Source organism: Agromyces solani (genome assembly GCF_058349925.1).
Map to the genome: position 1 here is coordinate 129848 of NZ_JBYRER010000004.1, position 22572 is coordinate 152419.

General features: G+C 71.1%; 25 protein-coding genes. 16 read left to right on the plus strand and 9 right to left on the minus strand.

Annotation, left to right across the window (positions count from 1 at the left end; all coding sequences use genetic code 11):
* Positions 1-381 carry a DUF4870 domain-containing protein gene (locus AC3RJ7_RS17265; protein ID WP_491457095.1) on the minus strand — a complete coding sequence of 127 codons (381 nt, stop codon included), beginning with the start codon at positions 379-381 and terminating at the stop codon, positions 1-3.
* Positions 382-491: 110 nt separating this feature from the next.
* Positions 492-896 (minus strand): DUF4870 domain-containing protein, encoded by a 405-nt coding sequence (locus AC3RJ7_RS17270; protein WP_491457096.1) that lies wholly within the window; start codon positions 894-896, stop codon positions 492-494.
* A gap of 182 nt (positions 897-1078) precedes the next feature.
* On the opposite strand from AC3RJ7_RS17270, the gene hrcA reads away from it, so the two are divergent.
* The 13 genes from hrcA to leuA all read left to right on the plus strand — a co-directional run bounded on the left by hrcA (position 1079) and on the right by leuA (position 14400).
* Complete coding sequence (gene hrcA, locus AC3RJ7_RS17275) at positions 1079-2101, plus strand: heat-inducible transcriptional repressor HrcA (protein WP_491457097.1); 1023 nt, start codon at positions 1079-1081, stop codon at positions 2099-2101.
* 48 nt (positions 2102-2149) lie between these two features.
* A complete protein-coding gene (gene dnaJ, locus AC3RJ7_RS17280; protein WP_491457324.1) occupies positions 2150-3250 on the plus strand; it encodes a molecular chaperone DnaJ in 1101 nt (366 codons plus the stop codon).
* Between the two features lie 12 nt (positions 3251-3262).
* Entirely contained in the window at positions 3263-3997 is a 735-nt protein-coding gene (locus AC3RJ7_RS17285) for a 16S rRNA (uracil(1498)-N(3))-methyltransferase (protein WP_491457098.1), read from the plus strand.
* A gap of 24 nt (positions 3998-4021) precedes the next feature.
* Positions 4022-4384 (plus strand): HIT domain-containing protein, encoded by a 363-nt coding sequence (locus tag AC3RJ7_RS17290; RefSeq protein WP_491457099.1) that lies wholly within the window; start codon positions 4022-4024, stop codon positions 4382-4384.
* An 82-nt stretch (positions 4385-4466) separates the two neighbouring features.
* Complete coding sequence (locus AC3RJ7_RS17295) at positions 4467-5486, plus strand: PhoH family protein (protein ID WP_491457325.1); 1020 nt, start codon at positions 4467-4469, stop codon at positions 5484-5486.
* Positions 5483-5944: an rRNA maturation RNase YbeY gene (gene ybeY, locus AC3RJ7_RS17300; RefSeq protein WP_491427668.1), complete on the plus strand. Its 462-nt coding sequence runs from the start codon at positions 5483-5485 to the stop codon at positions 5942-5944. The genes AC3RJ7_RS17295 and ybeY overlap by 4 nt, the downstream gene beginning before the upstream one ends.
* Positions 5945-5946: 2 nt before the next feature.
* Positions 5947-7263, plus strand: coding sequence for a hemolysin family protein (locus AC3RJ7_RS17305; protein ID WP_491457100.1), 1317 nt, complete (start codon positions 5947-5949; stop codon positions 7261-7263).
* The gene (gene era, locus AC3RJ7_RS17310; protein ID WP_491457101.1) at positions 7256-8149 is read left to right on the plus strand and encodes a GTPase Era; all 894 of its coding nucleotides are present in this window, start codon (positions 7256-7258) and stop codon (positions 8147-8149) included. Before AC3RJ7_RS17305 ends, era begins: the two co-directional genes overlap by 8 nt.
* 138 nt (positions 8150-8287) lie before the next feature.
* The gene (locus tag AC3RJ7_RS17315) at positions 8288-9481 is read left to right on the plus strand and encodes a sensor histidine kinase (protein WP_491457102.1); all 1194 of its coding nucleotides are present in this window, start codon (positions 8288-8290) and stop codon (positions 9479-9481) included.
* Positions 9478-10152: a response regulator gene (locus AC3RJ7_RS17320; protein WP_491457103.1), complete on the plus strand. Its 675-nt coding sequence runs from the start codon at positions 9478-9480 to the stop codon at positions 10150-10152. Before AC3RJ7_RS17315 ends, AC3RJ7_RS17320 begins: the two co-directional genes overlap by 4 nt.
* Positions 10153-10234: 82 nt before the next feature.
* Positions 10235-10996, plus strand: a complete 762-nt coding sequence (locus AC3RJ7_RS17325; RefSeq protein WP_491457104.1) for an ABC transporter ATP-binding protein — start codon at positions 10235-10237, stop codon at positions 10994-10996.
* The gene (locus AC3RJ7_RS17330; protein ID WP_491457105.1) at positions 10996-12393 is read left to right on the plus strand and encodes an FtsX-like permease family protein; all 1398 of its coding nucleotides are present in this window, start codon (positions 10996-10998) and stop codon (positions 12391-12393) included. Before AC3RJ7_RS17325 ends, AC3RJ7_RS17330 begins: the two co-directional genes overlap by 1 nt.
* Before the next feature lie 234 nt (positions 12394-12627).
* The gene (gene leuA, locus AC3RJ7_RS17335; protein WP_491457106.1) at positions 12628-14400 is read left to right on the plus strand and encodes a 2-isopropylmalate synthase; all 1773 of its coding nucleotides are present in this window, start codon (positions 12628-12630) and stop codon (positions 14398-14400) included.
* 84 nt (positions 14401-14484) lie between these two features.
* Here leuA and AC3RJ7_RS17340 read toward each other — a convergent pair whose 3' ends face one another.
* On the minus strand, positions 14485-15171 hold the full coding sequence (locus tag AC3RJ7_RS17340) for a trimeric intracellular cation channel family protein (protein ID WP_491457107.1): 687 nt from the start codon (positions 15169-15171) through the stop codon (positions 14485-14487).
* A 52-nt stretch (positions 15172-15223) separates the two neighbouring features.
* On the opposite strand from AC3RJ7_RS17340, the gene recO reads away from it, so the two are divergent.
* Both recO and AC3RJ7_RS17350 read left to right on the plus strand, forming a co-directional pair.
* On the plus strand, positions 15224-16045 hold the full coding sequence (recO, locus tag AC3RJ7_RS17345; RefSeq protein ID WP_491457108.1) for a DNA repair protein RecO: 822 nt from the start codon (positions 15224-15226) through the stop codon (positions 16043-16045).
* Positions 16042-16851 (plus strand): isoprenyl transferase, encoded by an 810-nt coding sequence (locus AC3RJ7_RS17350; RefSeq protein WP_491457109.1) that lies wholly within the window; start codon positions 16042-16044, stop codon positions 16849-16851. Before recO ends, AC3RJ7_RS17350 begins: the two co-directional genes overlap by 4 nt.
* A 114-nt stretch (positions 16852-16965) precedes the next feature.
* Here the strand turns inward: AC3RJ7_RS17350 and AC3RJ7_RS17355 are convergent, their stop codons facing one another.
* The 6 genes from AC3RJ7_RS17355 to AC3RJ7_RS17380 are packed head-to-tail and all read right to left on the minus strand — an operon-like array spanning position 16966 to position 21308.
* On the minus strand, positions 16966-18684 hold the full coding sequence (locus AC3RJ7_RS17355; protein ID WP_491457110.1) for an ABC1 kinase family protein: 1719 nt from the start codon (positions 18682-18684) through the stop codon (positions 16966-16968).
* Between the two features lie 51 nt (positions 18685-18735).
* Complete coding sequence (locus AC3RJ7_RS17360) at positions 18736-19317, minus strand: PadR family transcriptional regulator (RefSeq protein WP_491457111.1); 582 nt, start codon at positions 19315-19317, stop codon at positions 18736-18738.
* Positions 19318-19360: 43 nt separating this feature from the next.
* Positions 19361-19909 carry a P-loop NTPase family protein gene (locus tag AC3RJ7_RS17365; RefSeq protein ID WP_491457112.1) on the minus strand — a complete coding sequence of 183 codons (549 nt, stop codon included), beginning with the start codon at positions 19907-19909 and terminating at the stop codon, positions 19361-19363.
* A 29-nt stretch (positions 19910-19938) separates the two neighbouring features.
* Positions 19939-20112 carry a hypothetical protein gene (locus AC3RJ7_RS17370; RefSeq protein ID WP_491457113.1) on the minus strand — a complete coding sequence of 58 codons (174 nt, stop codon included), beginning with the start codon at positions 20110-20112 and terminating at the stop codon, positions 19939-19941.
* Positions 20109-20774 (minus strand): DsbA family oxidoreductase, encoded by a 666-nt coding sequence (locus tag AC3RJ7_RS17375; RefSeq protein WP_491457114.1) that lies wholly within the window; start codon positions 20772-20774, stop codon positions 20109-20111. Before AC3RJ7_RS17375 ends, AC3RJ7_RS17370 begins: the two co-directional genes overlap by 4 nt.
* A 57-nt stretch (positions 20775-20831) precedes the next feature.
* Complete coding sequence (locus AC3RJ7_RS17380) at positions 20832-21308, minus strand: aminoacyl-tRNA deacylase (RefSeq protein ID WP_491457115.1); 477 nt, start codon at positions 21306-21308, stop codon at positions 20832-20834.
* Positions 21309-21401: 93 nt separating this feature from the next.
* Between AC3RJ7_RS17380 and dusB the strand changes: the two genes are divergently transcribed.
* Complete coding sequence (gene dusB / locus AC3RJ7_RS17385; protein ID WP_491457116.1) at positions 21402-22571, plus strand: tRNA dihydrouridine synthase DusB; 1170 nt, start codon at positions 21402-21404, stop codon at positions 22569-22571.
* Position 22572: the final 1 nt, after the last annotated feature.

Sequence of the window (22572 nt, forward strand, 5' to 3'; positions counted from 1 at the left end):
CTAGCTGACGAACTTGATCGCGATGGGGTAGACGTACGGCTCGCCCTTGTTCGCCGCGATCGCGGCGATGATGCCGAACACGATCGAGCAGATCCACGCCGCGGCGAGGATGAGGAAGCCGATGAAGATGAACGCGGTGACCCAGCCGACGACGTAGGCGATCAGCAGCGTGATCTGGAAGTTCAGCGCGGTCGCCGCGTGGCCGCGGACGAACGGCCCCTTGTCCTTCAGCACGAGGTAGCCGATCAGCGACGGCAGGACGCCGAAGATGATGCCGCCGATCTGGATCAGCGTCGCCCAGAGCTTCTCGTCGGACGGGCTCAGCGGCTGGTTCTGCTGATAGGGGTTCGGGGGCGGGGGAGGCGGGGTGCCCTCAGACATGGTCTCTCCTTGGTCGGGCCGCCGGACGGCGGGTCGCTGTCATGCTGGCACAGACGAGCGCGCCGGGGAAGTGTTCCCGCGGCGCGCTCGGCGATGCCTTCGGATTCCCGCTACTTGATGAGGCGGATCGCGAAGGGGTAGCGGTAGTGCGTGCCGTCCTTCGCCTTCAGGTACGCGAGGATCGAGAACACCACGACGGCGATCCAGAGCGCGGTCGGCAGCAGCCACGCGACGTAGCCCCACACGCCGAAGGTCACGAGGACGAGGACGGTGTTCACGATCACGATCGCGACGTACGCGATGACGGCCGTGATCTGGAAGTTCAGGCCCTCCTTCGCCTCGACGTTCGTGAAGGGGCCGCGGTCCTTGAACACGAGCCAGATGATGAGGGCGGGCAGGGGGCCGAGGATGCCGCCGAGCTGGGCGAGCGAACCCCACAGCACATCCTGGTCGTGGGGGAGGGCGCCGGCGGGCTGGGGCGCTGGTGCAGGGGGCGGCGGGGCGGAGTCGCTCATGGGCGTGCCTTTCGGGCGTCGGGACTGGGTGGTCGCGGGCCGCGGAGGTCGGGGGCGGCGCGCGGAACATCCATACGGTAGCGCCCGCCACCGGGTGCGGCAACGGCCGAGTCCCGGGATGTCGCGATATGATTGGCAGTCCGGTCGATCGAGTGCTAAACCGTGCAGAGGAAGCGAGGACCATGGTCTCCGAACGCAGTCTCGCGGTGCTCCGTGCGATCGTGCAGGACTACGTGGCCTCGCGCGAGCCGGTCGGGTCGAAGACCATCGTCGAGCGGCACGCCTTCGGCGTGTCGGCGGCGACGATCCGCAACGACATGGCACTCCTCGAAGAAGAGGAACTGATCGCGGCGCCGCACACGTCGTCGGGTCGCATCCCGACCGACAAGGGCTATCGCGTCTTCGTCGACCAGCTGACCGACGTGCGACCGCTGACTCCGGCGCAGCGCCAGGCCATCGAGACCTTCCTCGGCGAATCGAGCGACCTCGACGAGCTGCTCGCCCGCACCGTGCGCCTCATCTCGCAGCTGACCAAGCAGCTCGCGGTCGTGCAGTACCCGAGCTTCGCCAGCGCTCGGGTGCGTCACGTCGAGCTCGTCGGCCTCGCGCCGACGCGCGTGCTCTGCATCCTCATCGCCGACTCCGGCCAGGTCGAGCAGCGGCTCGCCGAGCTCGCCGAGCCGGTCGACGACGAGACGCTCGCGTCGCTCAGGCACCGGTTGAACGAGCTCGTCGCGGGCACCACCATGGCGGACGCCTCGGAGCTGCTGTCCGGTGAGATCGACGTGATCGATCGGCGACATGCCGCGGTGCTGCACACGCTCGCGGCGACGCTCGCCGACCAGGCCCGGCAGCAGCGCAACGACCGGCTGGTCGTCGCCGGCGCCGCGAACCTCGTGCGCACCGAGCAGGATTTCGCGGGGTCGATCCTCGGCGTCATCGAGGCGATCGAGGAGCAGGTCGTGCTCTTGAGGCTCTTCGGCGAGATGGCGACCGACGAGCACGCGGTCGCCGTGCGCATCGGCCGTGAGAACGCGTCGTTCGGGCTCGGCGAGACCTCGATCGTGTCGAGCGCCTTCGAGATCCCCGGCCGCGACATCTCGCGCCTCGGCGTCGTCGGGCCGACCCGCATGGACTACTCGAACAGCATGGCCGCGGTCCGCGCGGTCGCCAGATACCTCTCCCGCACGCTCGGCGAGAACTGACCAGCCGCCGTCGATCTTCGACGGCGCAACCGAAAGGACATGCCCTCCGTGGCCGACCACTACGAGGTCCTCGGCGTCTCCCGCGACGCCACCCCCGACGAGATCAAGAAGGCCTACCGCCGCCTCGCGCGAGAGCTCCACCCCGACGTGAACCCCGGGGCCGAGGCATCCGAGCGCTTCAAAGAGGTGACCCACGCCTACGACGTGCTGAGCGACCCGAAGCAGCGGCAGCAGTACGACCTCGGCGGCGGCCAGGGCGGCTTCGGCGGCCAGAACTTCGGCGGCTTCGGCGACATCTTCGAGACGTTCTTCGGGGCGACCCAGCAGAGCCGGGGGCCGCGGTCGCGGCGCGAACGCGGGCAGGACGCCCTGATCCGCGTCGAGGTCGGCCTCGACGAGGTGATCTTCGGCACGCACCGCGACATCGAGGTCGACACGGCCGTGCGCTGCGAGACCTGCCAGGGGTCGTGCTGCCAGCCGGGCACGTCGCCCGTGACGTGCGACATCTGCCACGGCTCGGGCCAGATCCAGCGCCAGGTCCGGTCGCTCCTCGGCAACGTGATGACGTCGAGCCCGTGCGGCACCTGCCGCGGGTACGGCACGATCATCGCCACCCCCTGCGTGACGTGCCAGGGACAGGGGCGGGTGCGCGCGCGCCGTACGGTGCCCGTCGACATCCCCGCCGGCGTCGACACGGGCGTGCGACTGCAGATGCCGGGCTCGGGCGAGGCCGGCCCCGCCGGCGGCCCGAACGGCGACCTCTACCTCGAGATCAAGGTGAAGAACCACGAGGTGTTCAGCCGGAACGGCGACGACCTGCTCGCGACGCTCGAGGTCGCGATGACGGACGCGATCCTCGGCACGAACGCGACCATCCCGGGGCTCGACGGCGATGTCGAGCTCGAGGTGAAGGCGGGCACGCAGAGCGGCGAGATCCTGACGGTGAAGGACCGAGGGGTCACGAAGCTGCGCGGCAACGGCCGCGGCGACCTCAAGATCGGCGTGCAGGTGCTGACCCCGACGAAGCTCTCGTCGAAGGAGCGCGACCTGATCGCCCAGTTCGCGAAGTCCAGGCGTTCGCCCGCGCCCGAACTGAGCCACTTCCAGCAGGGGCTGTTCGCGCGACTGCGCGACCGGTTCCTCGGCTGACCGGGGCCGTCCATGAGCAGCCTCTACCTCGATGAATCGCTCGATCTCCGCACCCTGGCGCCCGGCGCCGAGGTGCGGCTGTCGGGCGATGAGGCACGGCACGCGGTCACCGTCGCGCGGGTCCGCACCGGGGAGCGCATCGCGATCGGAGACGGCCGCGGCGTGATCGTGCGCGGGTCGGTCGTCTCGATCGAGTCCCGTGAGCTCGTGCTCGTCGCCGAGGAGGTCGTCGTCGAGGAGCGCCCGACCCCCGCGATCACGCTCGTCCAGGCCCTCGCGAAGGGCGACCGCGACGAGATGGCCGTGCAGGCGGCGACCGAGCTCGGGGTCGACGGCGTCGTGCCGTGGGCCGCGACCCGGTCGGTGTCGCGCTGGGAGGGACCGAAGGCCGAGAAGGGGCGGCGCCGGTGGGCGACCATCGTGCGCGAAGCCGTCAAGCAGTCGATCCGCGCCTGGCAGCCCGAGGTGGCCGAGGTCACGACGACCGCCGGCCTGGCCGAACGCCTGGCCGGATGTCGCGTGCTCGTGCTCGAACCGACCGCACGGGTCGCGCTCACCGAACTCGAACCCGACGGCCGCGACGTGGCCCTCGTCGTCGGCCCCGAGGGCGGCATCGCCCCCGCCGAGCTCGAACGGCTCGTCGAGGCCGGCGCAGAGCCCGTGCGCCTCGGCGCCTCGGTGCTGCGCACGTCGACGGCGGGTCCCGCGGCGATCGCGGTGCTCAGCGTCGCGCTCGGGCGGTGGTGACCCATCCGTCGCTACGATGGTGGAATGACCGATTCGCGCGCTGGAACGTCCGTCTTCGAACGCATCGTCGCGCGTGAGATCCCCGCGCGCATCGTCGCAGAGACCGCGCGCGTCATCGCGTTCCACGACATCGCCCCGCAGGCGCCCGTCCACGTCGTCGTGACGACGAAGTCCGGCGACTACCGCGACGTCGTCGAGCTGGCCGCCGCCGACCCCGACCTCCTCGCCGAGCTCGTGGGCGTCGCGCGCGACGTCGCCGGCGACCTCGCCGACGGCGAGTTCCGCCTCGTGTTCAACACCGGCGCCTCGGCCGGCCAGACCGTGTTCCACGTGCACGCGCACGTCCTCGCGGGCGGGCTCGAGGAGGGCACGCTTGCGGGAGCCTGAGCCGATCGAGCCCGCAGTGCCGACGACCGAGGGGTCGGCGACCGGCGTCGACGAGGAGCGCCTGAGCATCGACGGCGTGCAGATGGTGCGCCTGCTCGGCCCGCAGGATCGCCTGCTCACCTCGATCCAGCGCGAGTACCCGGGGGTCGAGGTGCACGTGCGCGGCAACGAGATCGCGATTCGCGGCGCATCCGACGAGCGTCGTCGCGTGCGACGCCTCATCGAGGAACTGCTCGAGCTCGTGCGCCGCGACCAGGACCCGACCCCGACCGAAGTGAGGAGCTCAGCGCGCATGCTCGACGCCGACCCCGACGCGAAGCCGTCCGAACTGCTCGGGCAGGTCATCGTCTCCAGCCGGGGCAAGACGATCCGCCCGAAGACCGAGGGCCAGCGCGCCTACGTCGACGCGATCGACGAGAACACGATCGTGTTCGGCATCGGACCCGCGGGCACTGGCAAGACCTATCTCGCCATGGCGAAGGCCGTGCAGGCGCTGCAGCGCAAGGAGGTGAGCCGCATCATCCTCACCAGGCCCGCCGTCGAGGCGGGGGAGCGGCTCGGATTCCTCCCGGGCACCCTCACCGACAAGATCGACCCGTACCTGCGCCCGCTGTACGACGCGCTCAACGAGATGATGGACCCCGAGCTCGTGCCGAAGCTCCTCGCCTCCGGCACGGTCGAGGTCGCCCCGCTCGCGTACATGCGCGGACGGACGCTGAACGACTCGTTCGTCGTGCTCGACGAGGCGCAGAACACGACGCCCGAGCAGATGAAGATGTTCCTCACCCGTCTCGGCTTCGGCTCGAAGATGGTCGTCACGGGCGACATCACCCAGGTCGACCTGCCCGGCGGCGCCTCTGGGCTGCGGCTCGTGACGCGCATCCTCGACCGCATCGACGACATCCACTTCGTGCGGCTCACGAGCGACGACGTCGTGCGGCACACGCTCGTCGGGCGCATCGTCGACGCCTACACCGAGTACGACCAGCGGCAGCAGGCGCAGCGATTCGAACGCGCCGAGGCGCGCGAGTTCGCGAACCGCGCCGAACGGCGCGGCCACGCCGGCCCTCGCGACCACCTGCCGAGAAAGGGCAAGTCTTGAGCATCGAGATCAACAACGAATCCGCGATCGAGGTCGACGAGGCCGCGATCCAGCGGCTCGCGGTGTACGCGCTCGACGCCATGCACGTCCACCAGGACGCCGAGCTCGCGATCGTGCTCGTCGACGAGGGCGCCATGGAGCAGCTGCACGTGCAGTGGATGGACGAGCCCGGACCGACCGACGTGCTGAGCTTCCCGATGGACGAGCTGCGCCCCGGCACCGAGGACGCGCCGACCCCGCCCGGCCTGCTCGGCGACGTCGTGCTGTGCCCGCAGGTGGCCGAGTCGCAGGCGCGCACCGCCGGCCACTCGCTCCTCGACGAGCTGCTGCTGCTCACGACGCACGGCATCCTGCACCTGCTCGGCTTCGACCACGCCGAGCCCGACGAGGAGAAGGAGATGTTCGGCATCCAGCGCGACATCCTCGTCGGATTCTCGATGCAGGAGCGCCGCCGCTGACCATGCTGCCCTGGCTCTTCCTCGGCGCCGCGTTCATGCTGGTCGCCTTCGGCGGCCTCATGGCGGCGGTCGACGCCGCGGTCGGCGTGTCGAGCCGGGCCGATCTCACCGACCTCGCGCTCGGCGCTCGCGCGCGACGCTCGCTGCTCGCGATCGCCGACGACACGGGCGCGCACGTCAACACGGTCAACTTCGTCCGCATCGTGTCCGAGACGACGGCCGCGGTGCTCGTGACGCTCGCGTTCACCTTCTTCACCGACGACATCTGGCTCGTGCTGCTGTGCGCGGCGCTCATCATGACCGCCGCCTCCTTCGTGCTCGTCGGCGCCAGCCCCCGCAGCGTCGGGCGCGCGCACGCGCCGGTGGTCCTGCGCCTCACCGCGCCGCTCGTGCACTTCCTCCGCGTGCTGATCGGCCCGCTCGCCGGCGCCCTCGTGTCGCTCGGCAACCGCGTGACGCCCGGCCGGCTCCGCTTCGCCGGCGTCTCGAGCGAGGAGCAACTGCTCAGCATGGTCGACGAGGCGGCCGAGCTCGACGTGCTCGAGGAGGGCGACCGAGAGCTCATCCACTCGATCTTCGAGTTCAACGACACCGTCGTGCGCGAGGTCATGGTGCCCCGCACCGACATGGTGACGATCGACGCCACGGCGCACCTGGCGAACGCGATGTCGCTCTTCCTGAAGGCGGGCTACTCCCGCATCCCCGTGATCGCGCGCGACGCCGACGACGTCATCGGCATCCTGTACCTGCGCGACCTCGCGAGGCTGGGCTTCGAGCGCCCGCTCGATGCGGAGGGACTCACGGTCGGCGAACTCGCCCGGCCGGCGACGTTCGTGCCCGACTCGATGAAGGCCGACGCGCTGCTCCGGCAGATGCAGCTCGAATCGACCCACCTCGCGATGGTCGTCGACGAGTACGGCGGCATCGCCGGGCTCGTCACCCTGGAGGACCTCATCGAAGAGCTCGTCGGCGACATCTCCGACGAGTACGACCGCGAGGCCGCGCAGGTCGAGGACCTCGGCGACGGACGCTACCGGGTGAACGCGCGGCTGCCGATCGACGAGCTGGGCGAGCTGTTCGGGCTCGAGCTCGACGACGAGGACGTCGACTCGGCGGGCGGGCTGCTCGCGAAGGAACTCGGCCGCCTGCCGCAGCCCGGCGAGCGGGCGAGCGTCTCGGGGCTCATCCTCGAAGCCGAGCGCACCGAGGGCCGCCGGAAGCGCATCTCGACGATCCTCGTCGAGGCCGACCAGGCCCTGATCGACGCCCACACCGCGTTCGACGGGGGCGAGACCGTGGAGAGGAACCACCGTGACTGAGTACCGCGCCGGATTCGTGTCGTTCGTCGGACGCCCGAACGTCGGCAAGTCGACGCTCACCAACGCGCTCGTCGGCGAGAAGGTCGCGATCACGAGCTCGAAGCCGCAGACGACGAGACGCGCCATCCGCGGCATCGTGCACCGCGAGCACGGGCAGCTCATCCTCGTCGACACGCCGGGCCTGCACCGGCCCCGCACGCTCCTCGGCGAGCGCCTCAACACGCTCGTGCAGTCGACCCTCGGCGACGTCGACGTCATCGCGTTCTGCGTGCCGGCGAACGAGGCGATCGGCCCGGGCGACCGGTTCATCATCGAGCAGCTCGACCAGTACCCGCACGCGAAGAAGGTCGCGATCGTCACGAAGACCGATGCCACGTCGAAGGCGAAGGTCGCCGAGCAGCTGCTGGCCGTCTCCGAGCTGCGCGACTGGGCGGCGATCATCCCGGTGTCGGCGCCGCGCGGCGAACAGCTCGACGTGCTCGTGGCCGAGCTGCTCTCGCTCATGCCCGAGTCGGGCCAGCCGCTGTACCCGGCCGAGGCGCTCACCGACGAGGACGTGACCGACCGCATCGCCGAGTTCGTGCGCGAGGCGGCGCTCGAGGGCGTCTCCGACGAGCTGCCGCACTCGATCGCGGTGACCGTCGACGACATGGTGGAGCGCGAGGACCGCGATCTCGTCGAGATCTACGCGAACCTCTTCGTCGAGCGCGACAGCCAGAAGGGCATCATCATCGGCAAGGGCGGCGCCCGGCTCAAGGAGGTCGGCGCGACCGCGCGTGCGCAGATCGAGCACCTGCTCGGTCGGAAGGTCTACCTCGCCCTGCACGTGAAGGTCGCGAAGGACTGGCAGCGGGACCCGAAGCAGCTCGGCCGCCTCGGGTTCTGAGCCGCCTGCCGCGGTCGCGGGTCGGCGCGCCGATCACGGATGCCTCGGCGCGCGCCGGTCGCGGCAGCGCGTACCACTCGAGGATGATTCCGCGCCGCTGGGCGCCCCGAGGCCCGGTGGAGCGCGTACGGTGGATCGGTGCCCACCAGGATCAGCCGCGCGAAGCTCACGACCGACATCGTGCTCGCCGGCGTGTTCGCACTCATGTGCCTGCCGTTCGCGCTGCTCGGGGGCATCTCGGACGTCCTGATCCTCGTGGGGTTCGCGGGCGCGCTCGCGGTGCGCCGCTACGACCCGGGCTGGTCGCTCGGGATCGCGTGGGTCGCCGCTCTTTCGCAGATGCTGCTGCTGCGCGACCTGCAGCTCTACGACGCGGCCGTGCTCGGCGTGCTGTACTCGACCGCCGCGCACGGCGGCCGCGTCGTGAAGTGGCTGGGCCTCGGGTCGGCCGGGGTCGGCGCCGTGCTCGCGACGGTCTACCTCGCGCTCGTGAAGCCCCTCATCGACGGGGCGACGTTCGCGGCGCCGTCCGACGCGATCGGCACGCTCGTCCTGACCGGTGTGCTGTTCGTCGCCTCCATCGCGGTGCTCGTGCTCGCGTGGACCTCCGGTCTCCTCGTGCGCGCCGTTCGCGACACCCGCGAGGTGCGACGGCGCGAGGAGCTCGCGAACCGCGAACGCGAGCTCGCCGAGTACCGCTACGTCGTCGAGCAGGAGCGGAACCGTATCGCTCGCGACATGCACGACGTCGTCGCCCACTCGCTCGCCGTGGTCATCGCGCAGGCCGACGGGGCGCGCTTCGCCGCCCGCACGAAGCCGGAGGCGGCCGTCGACGCGCTCGGAACGATCGCGGGCGTCGCTCGCGGAGCGCTGGGCGACGTGCGCCTGCTGCTCGCGGAGCTCCGCCACCACGAGGCGGAGTCGCCCCAGCCCGTGCTCGACGACCTCGGCGTCCTGCTCGACCAGGTCCGTGCCGCCGGCCTCGACGTGCGCCTCAACGAGCACGGCATTCGTCCCGAGCTGGGTACCGGGCAGCAGATCGCGGTCTACCGGATCGTGCAGGAGGGGCTCACGAACGCGCTCCGGCACGGCGACGTGTCGCAGCCCGTCCGACTCGGCCTCCATTGGGACGACTCGGGCGTCACCGTCGAACTCGTGAACGTCCGCCGGGCCGAGGTGCCGCCGCCCGATTCGCACGCGTTCCGCCACGGCATCCCCGGCATGCGCGAACGCGCGCAGCTCGCCGGCGGTACCCTGCAGGCGGTGGCCGGCGACGACGGCCTGTTCCGCCTCACCGCCCGAATCCCCGTCCGAACCGGAAGGACCGCATGAGCATCCGCGTCGCCCTCGTCGACGACCAGGCCCTCTTCCGCGCGGGCGTGCGCATGCTCGTCGAGTCGCAGCCCGACCTCGAGGTCGCGGGCGAGGCCGGCGACGGTGTCGCCGCCGTGGCGCTCGCGGCCGACGTGAGGCCCGACGTCGTGCTCATGGACGTGCGGATGCCGCTCGCCGACGGCATCACCGCGACCGAGCGCATCCTCGCCGAGGCCGACCGCGACGGCCGGGCGGCGCCCCGCATCCTCGTGCTCACGACCTTCGATCTCGACGAGAACGCGGCCAGGGCGATCCGGGCCGGCGCGAGCGGATTCGTGCTGAAGGACGCGGATCCCGAGTTCCTGCTCGCGGCGATCCGCACCGTGCACCAGGGCAACCAGGTGATCGCGGCCTCCGCGACCCGCGCGCTGTTCGCCCACGTCGGTGCCGGCTCGGGCCTTCGCCCGGCGCCCGCGGCATGGAACGAGCTCACTCCTCGCGAGCGGGAGATCTTCGCGCTGGCCGCGCGGGGCCTCTCGAACGGCGAGATCGCCGCGAGCGAGTTCCTCTCGGAGGCGACCGTGAAGACGCACGTGAGCCGCATCCTCGCGAAGCTGGGCCTGCGCGACCGGGTGCAGCTCGTCGTCTTCGCCTACGAGCACGACCTCGGCGACCCCGCGGCAGGCTGACGCGAACGTCATCCTCGAGGATGACGCGAGCCCTTCCTCAGCCGGACGCGACGGACCCCGAGGCATCCGTAGCGTCGAAGACATGCAGATCCAACCCTCCGACCTCGGACTCATCGCCCGCGTCGCCGGCCTCGTCAAGCGCTACGGGCAGGGCGCCGGAACCGTCACCGCCCTCGACGACGTCTCGCTCGGCCTCCGCCGTGGCGAGTTCACCGCCATCATGGGGCCGAGCGGCTCCGGCAAGTCGACCCTCATGCACATCATGGCCGGGCTCGACTCGCCGAGCGCGGGCCGCGTGTGGCTCGGGGACACCGACATCACGGGGCTCGGCGACTCCGCGCTCACGGTGCTGCGCCGCCGCCGCATCGGGTTCATCTTCCAGTCGTTCAACCTCGTGCCGACGCTCGACGTGCGCGGCAACGTGATGCTCCCGTTCGAGCTCGACGGCCGCCGCCCGACGAAGGACGAGCAGTCGTGGACCGAGGAGCTCTTCGCGACGCTCGGGCTCCGCGAGCGGCTGACGCACCGTCCCCACGAGCTCTCCGGCGGTCAGCAGCAGCGCGTCGCGATCGCCCGTGCGCTCGCGACGCGCCCCGACCTCGTGTTCGCCGACGAGCCCACCGGCAACCTCGACTCGCGCACGGGCCGCGAGGTGCTCGGCCTGCTCGCGGCGGCGAGCGCGAGCTACGGGCAGTCGATCGCGATGGTGACCCACGACCCGGTCGCCGCGAGCCATGCCGACCGCATCCTCTTCCTCGCCGACGGCCGCATCGTGCGCGACGCCGGGCGTTCGACGCCCGAGGAGATCTCGGCGTACATGCTCTCGATGGAACTGGCGTCCTGATGCGCACGCGGTTCAGGGACCAGTGGCCGACGCTCGTCGTCGCGACGATCGCGGGCACGTTCGGCGTGCTGCTCCTCCAGGTGACGGGCCTGCTCGCCGCGGCGATCCGCGCCGACGACGTGACGGGCGAGAGCGACACGGTCGCGCTCATGCTCGGCTTCGTCGCGACCGTCTTCATCGTGATCGCGGTCTACGTGAGTGCGATCGTCACCGCGAACACGGTGGCGACGGTCGTCGCCGGCCGCACTCGCGTCATCGCGCTGCTGCGCCTCATCGGGTCGAGCGCGCGGGCCCAGCGCGCCCAGATCGCAAAGGAGGGGCTCGTCATCGGCTTCGCCGGCGCCGCCCTCGGCGTCGTGCTCGGCACCGCGGCGGCCGTCGGCCTCGCCGGATACGCCGTGGCCAACGGGATGCTTCCCGCGACGGACTACGACTACGTCAACGCGTCGATCGCGCTGCCGGCCGTCGCGGTCGTGCTCACGACCTGGCTCGCCTCATGGGTCGGCTCCCGCCGGGTGCTGAAGGTGCGCCCCGCCGAGGCGATCGGCAACGCGAACCCGCAGAGCCACGAGGCCGTCGGCCGCCGTCGCGGCCGCAACATCACGGCGGCCGTGCTCGTCGTCGTCGGCACGGCACTGCTCGTGGTCGGCGTGGTCGTGGGGCTCACGCAGCCGGAGGGCGTGCTCATCGGCATGGTCGGCGGCATCGTCTCGTTCACGGGCGTCGTGCTCGGGGCCGATGTGGTCATGCCGCCCGTGCTGCGACTCGTGGGGCGCCTGTTCGGGCGGTCGCCCGCTGCGCGCCTCGCGGCGGAGAACGCCGTGCGCAACCCCGAGCGCAGCTCGCGCATGACGATCGGCCTCGTCATCGGCGTCACGCTCGTCACGACGTTCTCGGTCACGATGGAGTCGTACCGCGCGATGCTGCTCGCCGCGCAGCAGGCCCAGCCCGAGGTCTTCGCCGGCATCGAGCCGATGCTCAATGCGACGGTCGCGGTGTTCACCGTGCTCATCGGGTTCAGCGCGCTCATCGCCGCGATCGGCATGGTCAACACGCTGTCGCTGAGCGTGCTGCAGCGCACTCGCGAGCTCGGCCTGCTGCGGGCGCTCGGCTTCGACCGACGGCAGCTCCGCCGCATGATCGTCGTCGAGAGCGCGGCGCTCACGGTCGCCGCCACGCTCACCGGGCTCGTGCTGGGCTTCGGATACGGCTGGGCCGGCGCCCAGGCCCTGCTCGGCGGGGCGCAGGGCGAGCCGGTGTTCGTCTTCCCCGGCATCCCGTGGGTGATGATCGGGGTCCTCATCGTCGCAGCGGGCGTGCTCACGCTCGCTGCGTCCATCGCTCCGGCCCGGCGCGCGATGCGCGTCTCGCCGGTCGCAGCCCTCGCGGTCGACTAGGGGCGTCGCGAGGAGGGGAAGGGCGGGCGGATGCCTCGGGGGAGGCATCCGCCCGCTTCGCCGCGCCCTCGTCACGTCACACGCGTGCACGCCCGGCGTGCGGGTGTTAGCCTTGTCCCGTGCTTCACGGCCTGCTTCTCCTTAGCTGCCGCAGCGAGTCCTAGTTTCAAGGCCTCCCTCGCTGCGGAGTTCGTCGTCGGCTGAATCGAACCGAAAAGCGAGAAGAGCACCCAAATGCAGAACACCCAGAAGCCCTCGGCGATGCCCGTCCATCGGTACCGCCCCTTCCACGAGCAGATCGCGGTCGACCTGCCCGACCGGACCTGGCCGTCGAAGCGCATCGAGGTCGCGCCGCGCTGGTGCGCCGTCGACCTGCGCGACGGCAACCAGGCGCTCATCGATCCGATGAGCCCCGAGCGCAAGCGCATCATGTTCGAGCTCCTCGTGAAGATGGGCTACAAGGAGATCGAGGTCGGCTTCCCGAGCGCGAGCCAGACCGACTTCGACTTCGTGCGCCAGCTCATCGACGAGGGCGCCATTCCCGACGACGTCACCATCCAGGTGCTGACGCAGGCGCGCGACCACCTCATCGAGCGCACGTACGAGGCGATCGCGGGCGCGAAGCAGGCGATCGTGCACCTCTACAACTCGACGAGCGTGCTGCAGCGCGAGGTCGTGTTCCGCACCGACAAGCAGGGCATCATCGACATCGCCCTGCACGGCGCCCGCAAGTGCCGCGAGATGGAGCGCACCATCCCCGGCACGACGGTCTACTACGAGTACTCGCCCGAGAGCTACACGGGCACCGAGCTCGAGTTCGCCGTCGACGTCTGCAACCAGGTGCTCGACGTCTTCGAGCCGACCCCCGAGCGCAACGTCATCATCAACCTGCCGGCCACCGTCGAGATGGCCACGCCGAACGTCTACGCCGACTCGATCGAGTGGATGAGCCGGCACCTGAAGTACCGCGAGAACGTGATCCTCTCGCTGCACCCCCACAACGACCGCGGCACGGCGATCGCGGCGGCCGAGCTCGGCTACATGGCGGGCGCCGACCGCATCGAGGGCTGCCTGTTCGGCAACGGCGAGCGTACGGGCAACGTCGACCTCGTCGCCCTCGGCATCAACCTGTTCACGCAGGGCGTCGACCCGCAGATCGACTTCAGCGACCTCGACGAGATCAAGCGCACGGCCGAGTACTGCAATCAGCTCCGGGTGCACGAGCGCAGCCCGTGGGCGGGCGACCTCGTCTACACGGCGTTCTCCGGATCGCACCAGGACGCGATCAAGAAGGGCTTCGAGTCGATGGAGGCCCGGGCCGACGAGACCGGCGTCGCGGTCGACGACCTCGAGTGGGCCGTGCCGTACCTGCCCGTCGACCCGAAGGACCTGGGTCGCAGCTACGAGGCCGTCATCCGCGTCAACTCGCAGTCGGGCAAGGGCGGCGTCGCCTACCTGCTGAAGACCGATCACGCGCTCGACCTGCCGCGCCGGCTGCAGATCGAGTTCTCGGGCGTCGTGCAGGCGAAGACCGACGCCGAGGGCGGCGAGGTGTCGAGCGACGACATCTGGCGCATCTTCAACGACGAGTACCTCCCGGCTCCGGCCGACCGCCCGGATGAGAAGTGGGGCCGCTTCGAACTGCTGGGCCTGCGCACCGAGAGCGCCCTCGACGGCGTCGTGAACGTGCGCGTGGGCCTGCGCGACGGCGACGAGCGCGTCGACGCCGACGCGAGCGGCAACGGCCCGATCTCGGCGTTCCTCAACGTGCTGGGTGCCGAGGGGGTCGACGTCAAGCTCCGCGACTACGTCGAGCACACGCTCTCGGCCGGCGGCGACGCCCAGGCGGCCGCGTACGTCGAGCTCGAGGTCGCCGGTCGGGTCCTGTGGGGCGTCGGCATCGACGCCGACATCTCGACGGCGTCGCTCAAGGCCGTCGTCTCGGCCGTGAACCGCGCGCTGCGCACGACGGTCGTCGAGGCCGAGCCGGAGCTCGCGGCGGTCTGATCGCATCGGTCGACGGCCCGCCTCTCGCGTGAGAGGCGGGCCGGTCGCCGTCGGTGCCAGGCATCGGCGCTGACGCCGGCCTCGTCAGCGGCGGATGACCGGCAGCACGCCCGTCTCGGTCGCGACCTTGCGACGGTAGAGCATGCGCTGCTCGGGCAGCGAGAGGTCGAAGATCACCGCGAGCCAGCGGATCACGCTCGTGACGACGACGCACACGATGCCGCCGATGAAGAGCGGCACCCCGAAGAGGTCGAGGACGGCGAGCACGAGGCACCCGGCCGCGGCGGCGACCGCGTAGAGCGAGCCGACGTGCATGATCGCGACCGGCAGGCTCATGAGCATGTCGCGCAGGATGCCGCCGCCGACGGCGGCCGCGACGCCGACGAACACCGCCGGCAGGATCGGCAGGCCGAGCCCGAGCGCCTTCGACGTGCCGAATGCGCCGAACATGCCGATCACGATGGCGTCGAGCCCGACGATGGCGCCGTTCAGCCGCTGCAGCGGTCCCGCGAGCAGCATGCCGACGAGCGACGCCCCGACGGCGGTGACGAGGTACCAGTTGTTCTGGAAGGCGCCGATCGGCACGTTGAGGAGCAGGTCGCGGATGGCTCCGCCGCCGAGTCCCATGACGATGCCGACGATCGCCACGCCGAGCAGGTCGAGCCGCCGTTCGCCGCGGAAGCCCGATGCGAACAGGGCGCCCTGTACGCCGCCGAGCCCGACCGCGGTGAGGTCGAGCCAGAGGGGAATGGTGAACTGGGCGGTTTCCACGCTCACAGTGAATCACGGATGTCGCGCCCCGCAGTGATGGGAGAATCGAAGGGTGCCCGTGTACCGAGATGAAGCCGTCGTGCTGCGCACCCACAAGCTGGGCGAGGCCGACCGCATCGTCACCCTGCTGACGCGACAGCACGGCAAGGTGCGCGCCGTCGCGAAGGGCGTGCGCCGCACGGGCTCGAAGTTCGGGGCGCGGCTCGAGCCGTTCATGGTCGCCGACCTGCAGCTCTACGAGGGCCGCAGCCTCGACGTCGTGACGCAGGCCGAGTCGCTCGGCTCGTACGGCGCCGACATCTCGCAGGACTACGCCGCCTACACCGCCGCGAACGCGATGGTCGAGACCGCCGACAAGCTCACGGAGGCCGAGGGGTCGCTGCAGCAGTACCTGCTGCTCGTCGGCGCGCTCCGCTCGCTCGCGCGCCGCGAGCACGGTCCCGCGCTCACGCTCGACTCGTACCTGCTGCGGGCGCTCGCCCTCGCGGGATGGGCGCCGAGCTTCGGCGACTGCTCGCGCTGCGGACGGCCGGGGGAGCACACCGCCGTCGTCGTGCAGCTCGGCGGCGTCGTCTGCGACGACGAGTGCGCCCCTCCCGGCACGCCGCGCATCGCCCGTTCGACGGTCGAGCTCCTGGGCGCGCTGCTCTCCGGCGACTGGGCGATGGCCGAGGCGGCACCCGAGCGCGACCGCAACCAGGCGTCGGGCATCGTCGCCGCGTACACGCAGTGGCATCTCGAGCGAGGTCTCCGCTCGCTGCCGCACGTCAGCCGCGAGGCATCCGCCCCGGCACCCGCTGTCGCACCGCCCGACGCGACCGAGCCGCACGAGCCGCCCACCCGACCCGCCGAACCAGGAATGGCCACCACGTGAGTCCCAAGCCCTACACCCACCGCGACGCCGTGCCGTACCGGCCGATCGACTGGACGGGCATCCACCCGCCGGCATTCCCCAAGGGAGCCGTGCCGGGCCACGTCGCGATCGTGATGGACGGCAACGGGCGATGGGCGAACCAGCGGGGGCTCACGCGCATCGAAGGCCACAAGGCCGGCGAGGCAGCGCTCCTCGACGTCGTCGCCGGCGCCATCCAGGCGGGCGTGAAGCACCTCTCGGTGTACGCGTTCTCGACCGAGAACTGGAAGCGCTCGCCCGACGAGGTGCGCTTCCTCATGGGCTACAACCGCGACGTGCTGCACCGCCGTCGCGACCAGCTCAACGAGTGGGGCGTCCGCATCCGGTGGGCCGGACGCAAGCCCCGCCTCTGGAAGTCGGTGATCGAGGAGCTGCAGTTCGCCGAGCGGCTGACGGCGGGCAACGACGTGCTCACCCTCACGATGTGCGTGAACTACGGCGGGCGCAACGAGCTCACCGACGCCGTGCGGCAGATCGCCGACGACGTCGCGGCCGGTCGGTTGCGCCCGTCGGCGGTGAGCGAGAAGCAGATCGCGAAGCGGCTGTACCAACCCGACATGCCCGACGTCGACCTCTTCGTGCGGTCGTCCGGCGAGCAGCGCACCTCGAACTTCCTGCTCTGGCAGTCGGCCTACGCCGAGATGGTGTTCCTCGACACGCTGTGGCCCGACTTCAGCAGGACCGAGCTGTGGCAGGCGATCGAGATCTACGCCCGGCGCAACCGCCGGTTCGGCGGCGCGGTCGACGCGCCGAGCGCCACGGGCTGACGGATCGAAGGAGCAGGTCGGCGAAACGTCGTTCGGGCGGGGCCGTGCGTCGGGCTGCTCCTGCGACTCGACGAGCGTTGCGGGCGGAGCCGCTGACGGCGAGGGTTCGAGCCCTCAGCGCGATCGCCGGCGCATGCGGTTGACGACGCCCGCGAAGAGCGCGTGCAGCAGCGGCAGCGCCGAGAGCACCATGAGCGTCGTGCCGAGCGCGGGGTTCGATGAGACGAGCAGCGCGCCGCCGATGAGGAGGGCGGCGAACAGCACGGCCGACACCACCCGGCGCGCGACGCCCTCGAGCCGGTCGAGGCGCCGCTCCAGTCGGGAGGTGTCGAACGACATCCGCCCCTGGTCGGCCTTCGTGATGAGCGCATCGACCCGCTGCGGCATGCCCCACAGGATCCCGGCGCTCGTCATCGCCTGACCGAGTAGGTCTTGCGCGAGGTCGCCGCCCTCCTCGTTCAGCAGCTGCGTCGCGTACGGCTCGACCGCGTCCCACACGTTGAACTCGGGATCGAGCCCGCTGCACATGCCCGAGGTGAGGGCCATCGCACGGATGAGGAGCAGCAGGTGCTCGGGGAGCTGCAGCGGCAACGACCGCACGACGTCGCCGAACTCCGTCCCGAAGTCGCGGAACTCGCGAGGGTCGACCTTCTTGAGCTGGGCGAAGCCCATGCCGCCGAATCGCTCGAACAGCTGCGTGAGCGCGCGTTCGAGCTCCGCCGTGTCGGCCGAGGGCATGAGCACCCCGATCTCGTGCGCGGCCTCGATCATGCCGCGGCCGTCGCGCGAAGCGACGGCGATGACGAGCGTTCGCAGCCCCGCACGGAGCTCCGTCGGCACCTCGGCCATCATGCCGAAGTCGACGAACGTCAGGCGCCAGGGGATGCCTCGGCCTGCGCCGTCGCCGGGGCGGTCGCCCGGGTGGGGGAGCGGCGTGACGAAGATGTTGCCGGGGTGCGGGTCGGCATGCACGAAGCCGTGCGTGAAGACCTGGTCGAACATGATCTCGGCGAAGACGTGGGCGACGTCGGCGGGGGCGATGCCCGCAGCCCGCAGCGCGTCGGTGTCGTTGATCTTGATCGCGGTGACGTCTTCGAGCGTCAAGACCCGCCTGGTCGTGCGCTCCCAGACCACCGCCGGGGCGCCCACGCGGGGTTCGCCCGCGAACGACTCCGCGAATCGCTCGGCGTTCTGCGCCTCGTGCAGGTAGTCGATCTCCTCGTGGCTCGTCTGCGCGAACTCCTCGACGAGTGCGGGCGCGTCGACGTGGTCGGAGACGACCCGCACCCGTTTCAGCCAGCCGGCGACGCGCCGGAGCGCCGCGAGGTCGACGGCGACGATCTGCTCGATCCCCGGGCGCTGCACCTTGACGACGACCTCGTCGAGACCGGTGTCGGCCGCGTCGCCGGGGGCGAGCCTGGCACGGTGGGCCTGGCCGAGCGAGGCGGCCGCGACGGGCGTCTCGTCGAACCGGGCGTAGACGCGATCGAGCGGCGACCCGAGCTCGGCCTCCGCCAGCGCGCGGATCGCGGGGAACGGCACCGCCGGGACCTCGTCCTGGAGGCCCGCGAGCTCCGAGGTGATCTCGGGCGGCAGCACGTCGAGGCGCGACGAGAGGAACTGCCCGACCTTGATCATGAGCCCGCCGAGCTCGACCGCGAGGATGCGGAACCGCTCGGCGAGGCGACGCATCCGCTGCTCGCGCGTACGTTCGGCGACTCCGGAGAAACCGACCTTCGGCAGCACGAGCTCGTACCACCAGAGCTGCACGAGCTGTCGCGCCGCGAACGAGAGGATGCGTCGCGATCGGGCGCGGTGGGCACCGTCGGTCATGCCGTCATCCTCTCGCGTCGCGACGGATGAGGCACCCCGCGCGGCACCCGATCAGCCTTCGGCCAGGATCGCGTAGAGGCGGCGCCGTGCGTCGTCGAGCACGTTCACGGCCTCCTGCAGCTGCTCGGGCGTCCCGTTGCGTCCGACCTGTGCGGCGGCCGCGGCGAGCTCGACGCCCGCCTTGGAGAGCGCGCGATGCACCCCGCCCTGCATCGCGGGCGAAGCCCAGGGCGCGGGACGGTCGGCCGCGGCCGCCGCCTCCTCGCGGCCGGCCTCGGTCAGCGAGTAGGTCTTGCGCCCCTGCAGTTCGTCGGCGACGATGAGCCCCTCGTCGGCGAGCAGCTGCAGGGTCGGGTAGACCGACCCGGCGCTCGGCTTCCACGAGCCGCCGCTGCGCTCCTCGATCTCCTGGATGATCTGGTAGCCGTGCATCGGCTGCTCCGCGAGCAGTGCCAGCACGGCCGCACGCACGTCGCCGCGCGCCATCCGCTTCGCGCCGGGGCGCTGCTCGAAGGAGGAGCGCAACTGCTCCATCGCCTCCCACAGGGCCGCACCCGGGGTGCCGGGGCCCGTGAAGCCCTGGCCGCCGAATCCCTGGCCGCCGAATCCGCCGGTCGAGCGATTGCCGTTCATGATGACCTCCCGCGATCTGCGAACGATACTCAACGATATATCGCTAGCGTCGGGAACGGAAGGTCTGCGCGAGCCATGCGTCCGCCTCCCGGGGGTGCCGGAAGCGGACCACCTCGAGTCCGGGATTCCGGGCCGCGGCGTCCGCGACGAGCGCCGCGCGGGTGCCGTGCGTTCGCCACGCCCATCTGATGATGTGCTCGGGGTCGGAGAAGATCGTGTGCAGCGGCGCTTCGATGTTGCCGTTCCACAGTTCTTCCCGACGCAGCCGCCGACGCACGGTGCGACGCGTCACCTGCCGCATCACCCGCCAGCGCGGATAGTCGAGGAAGACGAGCACCTGCGCCCGTTCGGCGAGGAGCGGCTGCGCCTCGCCGTACTGCCACTCGATGACCCAGCCGACCTGCGCCGTGAAGCGGTCGACGTCGGCCAGGAAGCTCGCCCTCGGCGTCCAGTCGGGTCCGTGGAACAGCGCATCGATCTCCTGGAACGGGAGGCCCGACGCCTCGGAGATCCGACGCGCGAACGTCGTCTTGCCCGCACCGCTCGCCCCGGCGACGAGGACGCGGCGCGGCGTCGCGGGGGAGTCGGGCATCCGACCACTCTAGGCCCGACGTCCGCGGGTTACTCCGCCGAGAGGCCCGGGATATAGCAGACGTCGCCCTCGCAGACCATGGCGCCCGCGGCGCCCGGCAGCATCGTGAACGGCGACGGGGATGCCTCGGCGACGGCGCCGTCGGACGTCGTCGCCGCGATCGGCGCCGTCACCGAGGCATCCGCCTCGAGCTCGACGCTCACGCGGCGGCGCCGTCGCGCTCGCCCGCGACCTGGGTGAGCACCTGGCCGAACACCTCGGCGGGCTGCGCACCCGAGACGCCGTACTTGCCCTCGAACACGAAGAACGGCACGCCGTTGATGCCGTAGGCGCCCGCCTGGGCGATGTCGGCCTGCACGTCGGCGGCGTAGCGACCCGACTCGAGCGCCTCGCGGGCGGCATCGGCGTCGAGGCCGGCCTCGGCGGCGAGCTCGACGAGCTCGTCGATGCGGCCGACGTGGCGACCGTCGGTGAAGTAGGCCTTGAAGAGGACCTCGGAGAGCTCGAGCTGCCGGCCCTGCGACTTCGCGAAGTGCAGGAGCTCGTGCGCCTTCAGCGTCTTCGTGTGCTTGAGCGCGTCGAAGTCGTAGTCGAGGCCCGCGTTCGCGGCGACGCCCGTGACGTGCTGCAGCATCTGCTCGACCCGGTCGGCGGGCAGGCCCTTGTGCTTCGCGAGGAAGTCGACCTCGCTGCCCTCGAAGTCGACGGGCGTGTCGGGGGCGAGCTCGAAGGAGTGGTACTCGATCTCGACGTCGGGGGCCTCGTCCCCGAGCGAGGCGAGCCCCGCCTCGAGGTGGCGCTTGCCGATGTAGCACCAGGGGCAGGCGATGTCGGACCAGATGTCGATCTTGATGGGAGTACTCACGATGGATGCGAACGCATCGGGTACGCGGGGCATTCCCGAAACGCCCGGTCCCCTCCGCTACTCGGGGTCGCTGAGGTCGGCGACCGTCGCATCGAACGCCGCGATGAGCGCGTCGGCGTCGACGAAGAGGCTGCGTCCGTGCTCGCCCGCGCCCATCGACACCCGCCGGCCGGCGACCGACTCGTCGACGTACACGGGCCAGGGGGTGGTCGACCCGAGCGGCGTGATCGTGCCCCGCTCGTAGCCGGTCGCGGCGAGCGCGAGTTTCGCGTCGGGCAGCTGCAGCTTGTTGACGCCGACGAGGGCGCGCAGCTTCGGCCAGCTGATCTTGCGCCCGCCCGGCACGAGCGCGAACAGGTAGGTGTCGTCGCTGCGCTTGACGACGAGCGACTTCACGATGTCGCCGGGGGAGATGCCCATGAGCTCGGCCGCCTCCTCGAGGCTGCGTGCGGCCGGCCGTTCGATGATCTCGACCTCGAGGCCCCGCGCCTCCGCGTCCGCCCGCACCCGCTCGGCCCCCGTGAGTTCCGTCATCTCGTCCTCCCCATCGGCTCGTCTGCTCGAAATCCTAGGCTCGCACGGACGCGACGGGCGAGGCGCCGCAGAACTCTGGGAGAATCGTCGGTGATGTCTTCCACCACCCTCACCCGCGGTCCGCTCGCGATCGGCGACCTCGAGCTCGACGTGCCCGTCGTGCTCGCGCCGATGGCGGGCATCACGAACACCGCCTTCCGGCGGCTCTGCCGCGAGTTCGGCGCCGGCCTCTACGTCTCCGAGATGATCACGTCGCGCGCGCTCGTCGAGCGCACGCCCGAGTCGATGCGGCTCATCACGCACCACGAGTCCGAGACGCCCCGCTCGATCCAGCTCTACGGGGTCGACCCGAAGACGGTCGCCGAGGCGGTGACCATGCTCGTGGCCGAAGACCGCGCCGACCACATCGACCTCAACTTCGGTTGCCCCGTGCCGAAGGTCACCCGCAAGGGCGGCGGCGCGGCGCTGCCGTGGAAGAGCGGTCTCTTCCGCGACATCGTCGAGGGCGCGGTGAAGGCCGCGGGCGACATCCCGCTCACGGTGAAGATGCGCAAGGGCATCGACTCCGATCACCTCACCTATCTCGAGGCAGGCCGCATCGCGGAGGGCGCGGGCGTCGCCGCCGTCGCGCTGCACGCGCGCACCGCGGCCGAGTTCTACTCGGGTCAGGCCGACTGGTCGGCCATCACGAAGCTCAAGGAGACGGTCACGAGCGTGCCCGTGCTGGGCAACGGCGACATCTGGTCGGCCGACGACGCCCTGCGCATGGTCGACGAGACCGGGTGCGACGGCGTCGTCGTCGGGCGCGGATGCCTCGGGCGCCCGTGGCTCTTCGGCGATCTCGCAGCGGGCTTCCGCGGCGAGCTCGCCGACGGCGACGAGGCGCTCTTCCGACCGACCCTCGGGCAGGTCGCGCAGACGTTCCGGCGGCACGCCGAACTCCTCACCGACTTCTTCGACAGCGAAGAGCGCGGCTGCCGAGACATCCGCAAGCACGTCGCCTGGTACTTCAAGGGGTACCCGGTCGGCGGCGACCTGCGCGCCCGGCTCGCGACCGTCGAGTCGCTCGCGATGCTCGACGACCTGCTCGGCACCCTCGACTGGTCGATGCCGTACCCGGGCGAGGGTGCCGAGGGACCGCGCGGCCGCGCCGGCACGCCGAAGAACCCGTCGCTGCCCGACGGCTGGCTCGCCTCGCAGGAGCTCGAGGGTCACGACCGGGTGACGCTCGTCGACGCCGAGCTCGACACGAGCGGCGGCTGAG

Excerpts from the sequence above, each read along its gene's own strand:
- AC3RJ7_RS17265 (WP_491457095.1), bottom strand. The coding sequence starts at position 381 with ATGTCTGAGGGCACCCCGCCTCCCCCGCCCCCGAACCCCTATCAGCAG.
- AC3RJ7_RS17270 (WP_491457096.1), bottom strand. The coding sequence starts at position 896 with ATGAGCGACTCCGCCCCGCCGCCCCCTGCACCAGCGCCCCAGCCCGCC.
- hrcA (WP_491457097.1), top strand. The coding sequence starts at position 1,079 with ATGGTCTCCGAACGCAGTCTCGCGGTGCTCCGTGCGATCGTGCAGGAC.
- AC3RJ7_RS17285 (WP_491457098.1), top strand. The coding sequence starts at position 3,263 with ATGAGCAGCCTCTACCTCGATGAATCGCTCGATCTCCGCACCCTGGCG.
- AC3RJ7_RS17290 (WP_491457099.1), top strand. The coding sequence starts at position 4,022 with ATGACCGATTCGCGCGCTGGAACGTCCGTCTTCGAACGCATCGTCGCG.
- AC3RJ7_RS17295 (WP_491457325.1), top strand. The coding sequence starts at position 4,467 with ATGGTGCGCCTGCTCGGCCCGCAGGATCGCCTGCTCACCTCGATCCAG.
- AC3RJ7_RS17305 (WP_491457100.1), top strand. The coding sequence starts at position 5,947 with ATGCTGCCCTGGCTCTTCCTCGGCGCCGCGTTCATGCTGGTCGCCTTC.
- AC3RJ7_RS17320 (WP_491457103.1), top strand. The coding sequence starts at position 9,478 with ATGAGCATCCGCGTCGCCCTCGTCGACGACCAGGCCCTCTTCCGCGCG.
- AC3RJ7_RS17325 (WP_491457104.1), top strand. The coding sequence starts at position 10,235 with ATGCAGATCCAACCCTCCGACCTCGGACTCATCGCCCGCGTCGCCGGC.
- AC3RJ7_RS17330 (WP_491457105.1), top strand. The coding sequence starts at position 10,996 with ATGCGCACGCGGTTCAGGGACCAGTGGCCGACGCTCGTCGTCGCGACG.
- leuA (WP_491457106.1), top strand. The coding sequence starts at position 12,628 with ATGCAGAACACCCAGAAGCCCTCGGCGATGCCCGTCCATCGGTACCGC.
- AC3RJ7_RS17355 (WP_491457110.1), bottom strand. The coding sequence starts at position 18,684 with ATGACCGACGGTGCCCACCGCGCCCGATCGCGACGCATCCTCTCGTTC.
- AC3RJ7_RS17360 (WP_491457111.1), bottom strand. The coding sequence starts at position 19,317 with ATGAACGGCAATCGCTCGACCGGCGGATTCGGCGGCCAGGGATTCGGC.
- AC3RJ7_RS17365 (WP_491457112.1), bottom strand. The coding sequence starts at position 19,909 with ATGCCCGACTCCCCCGCGACGCCGCGCCGCGTCCTCGTCGCCGGGGCG.
- AC3RJ7_RS17380 (WP_491457115.1), bottom strand. The coding sequence starts at position 21,308 with ATGACGGAACTCACGGGGGCCGAGCGGGTGCGGGCGGACGCGGAGGCG.
- dusB (WP_491457116.1), top strand. The coding sequence starts at position 21,402 with ATGTCTTCCACCACCCTCACCCGCGGTCCGCTCGCGATCGGCGACCTC.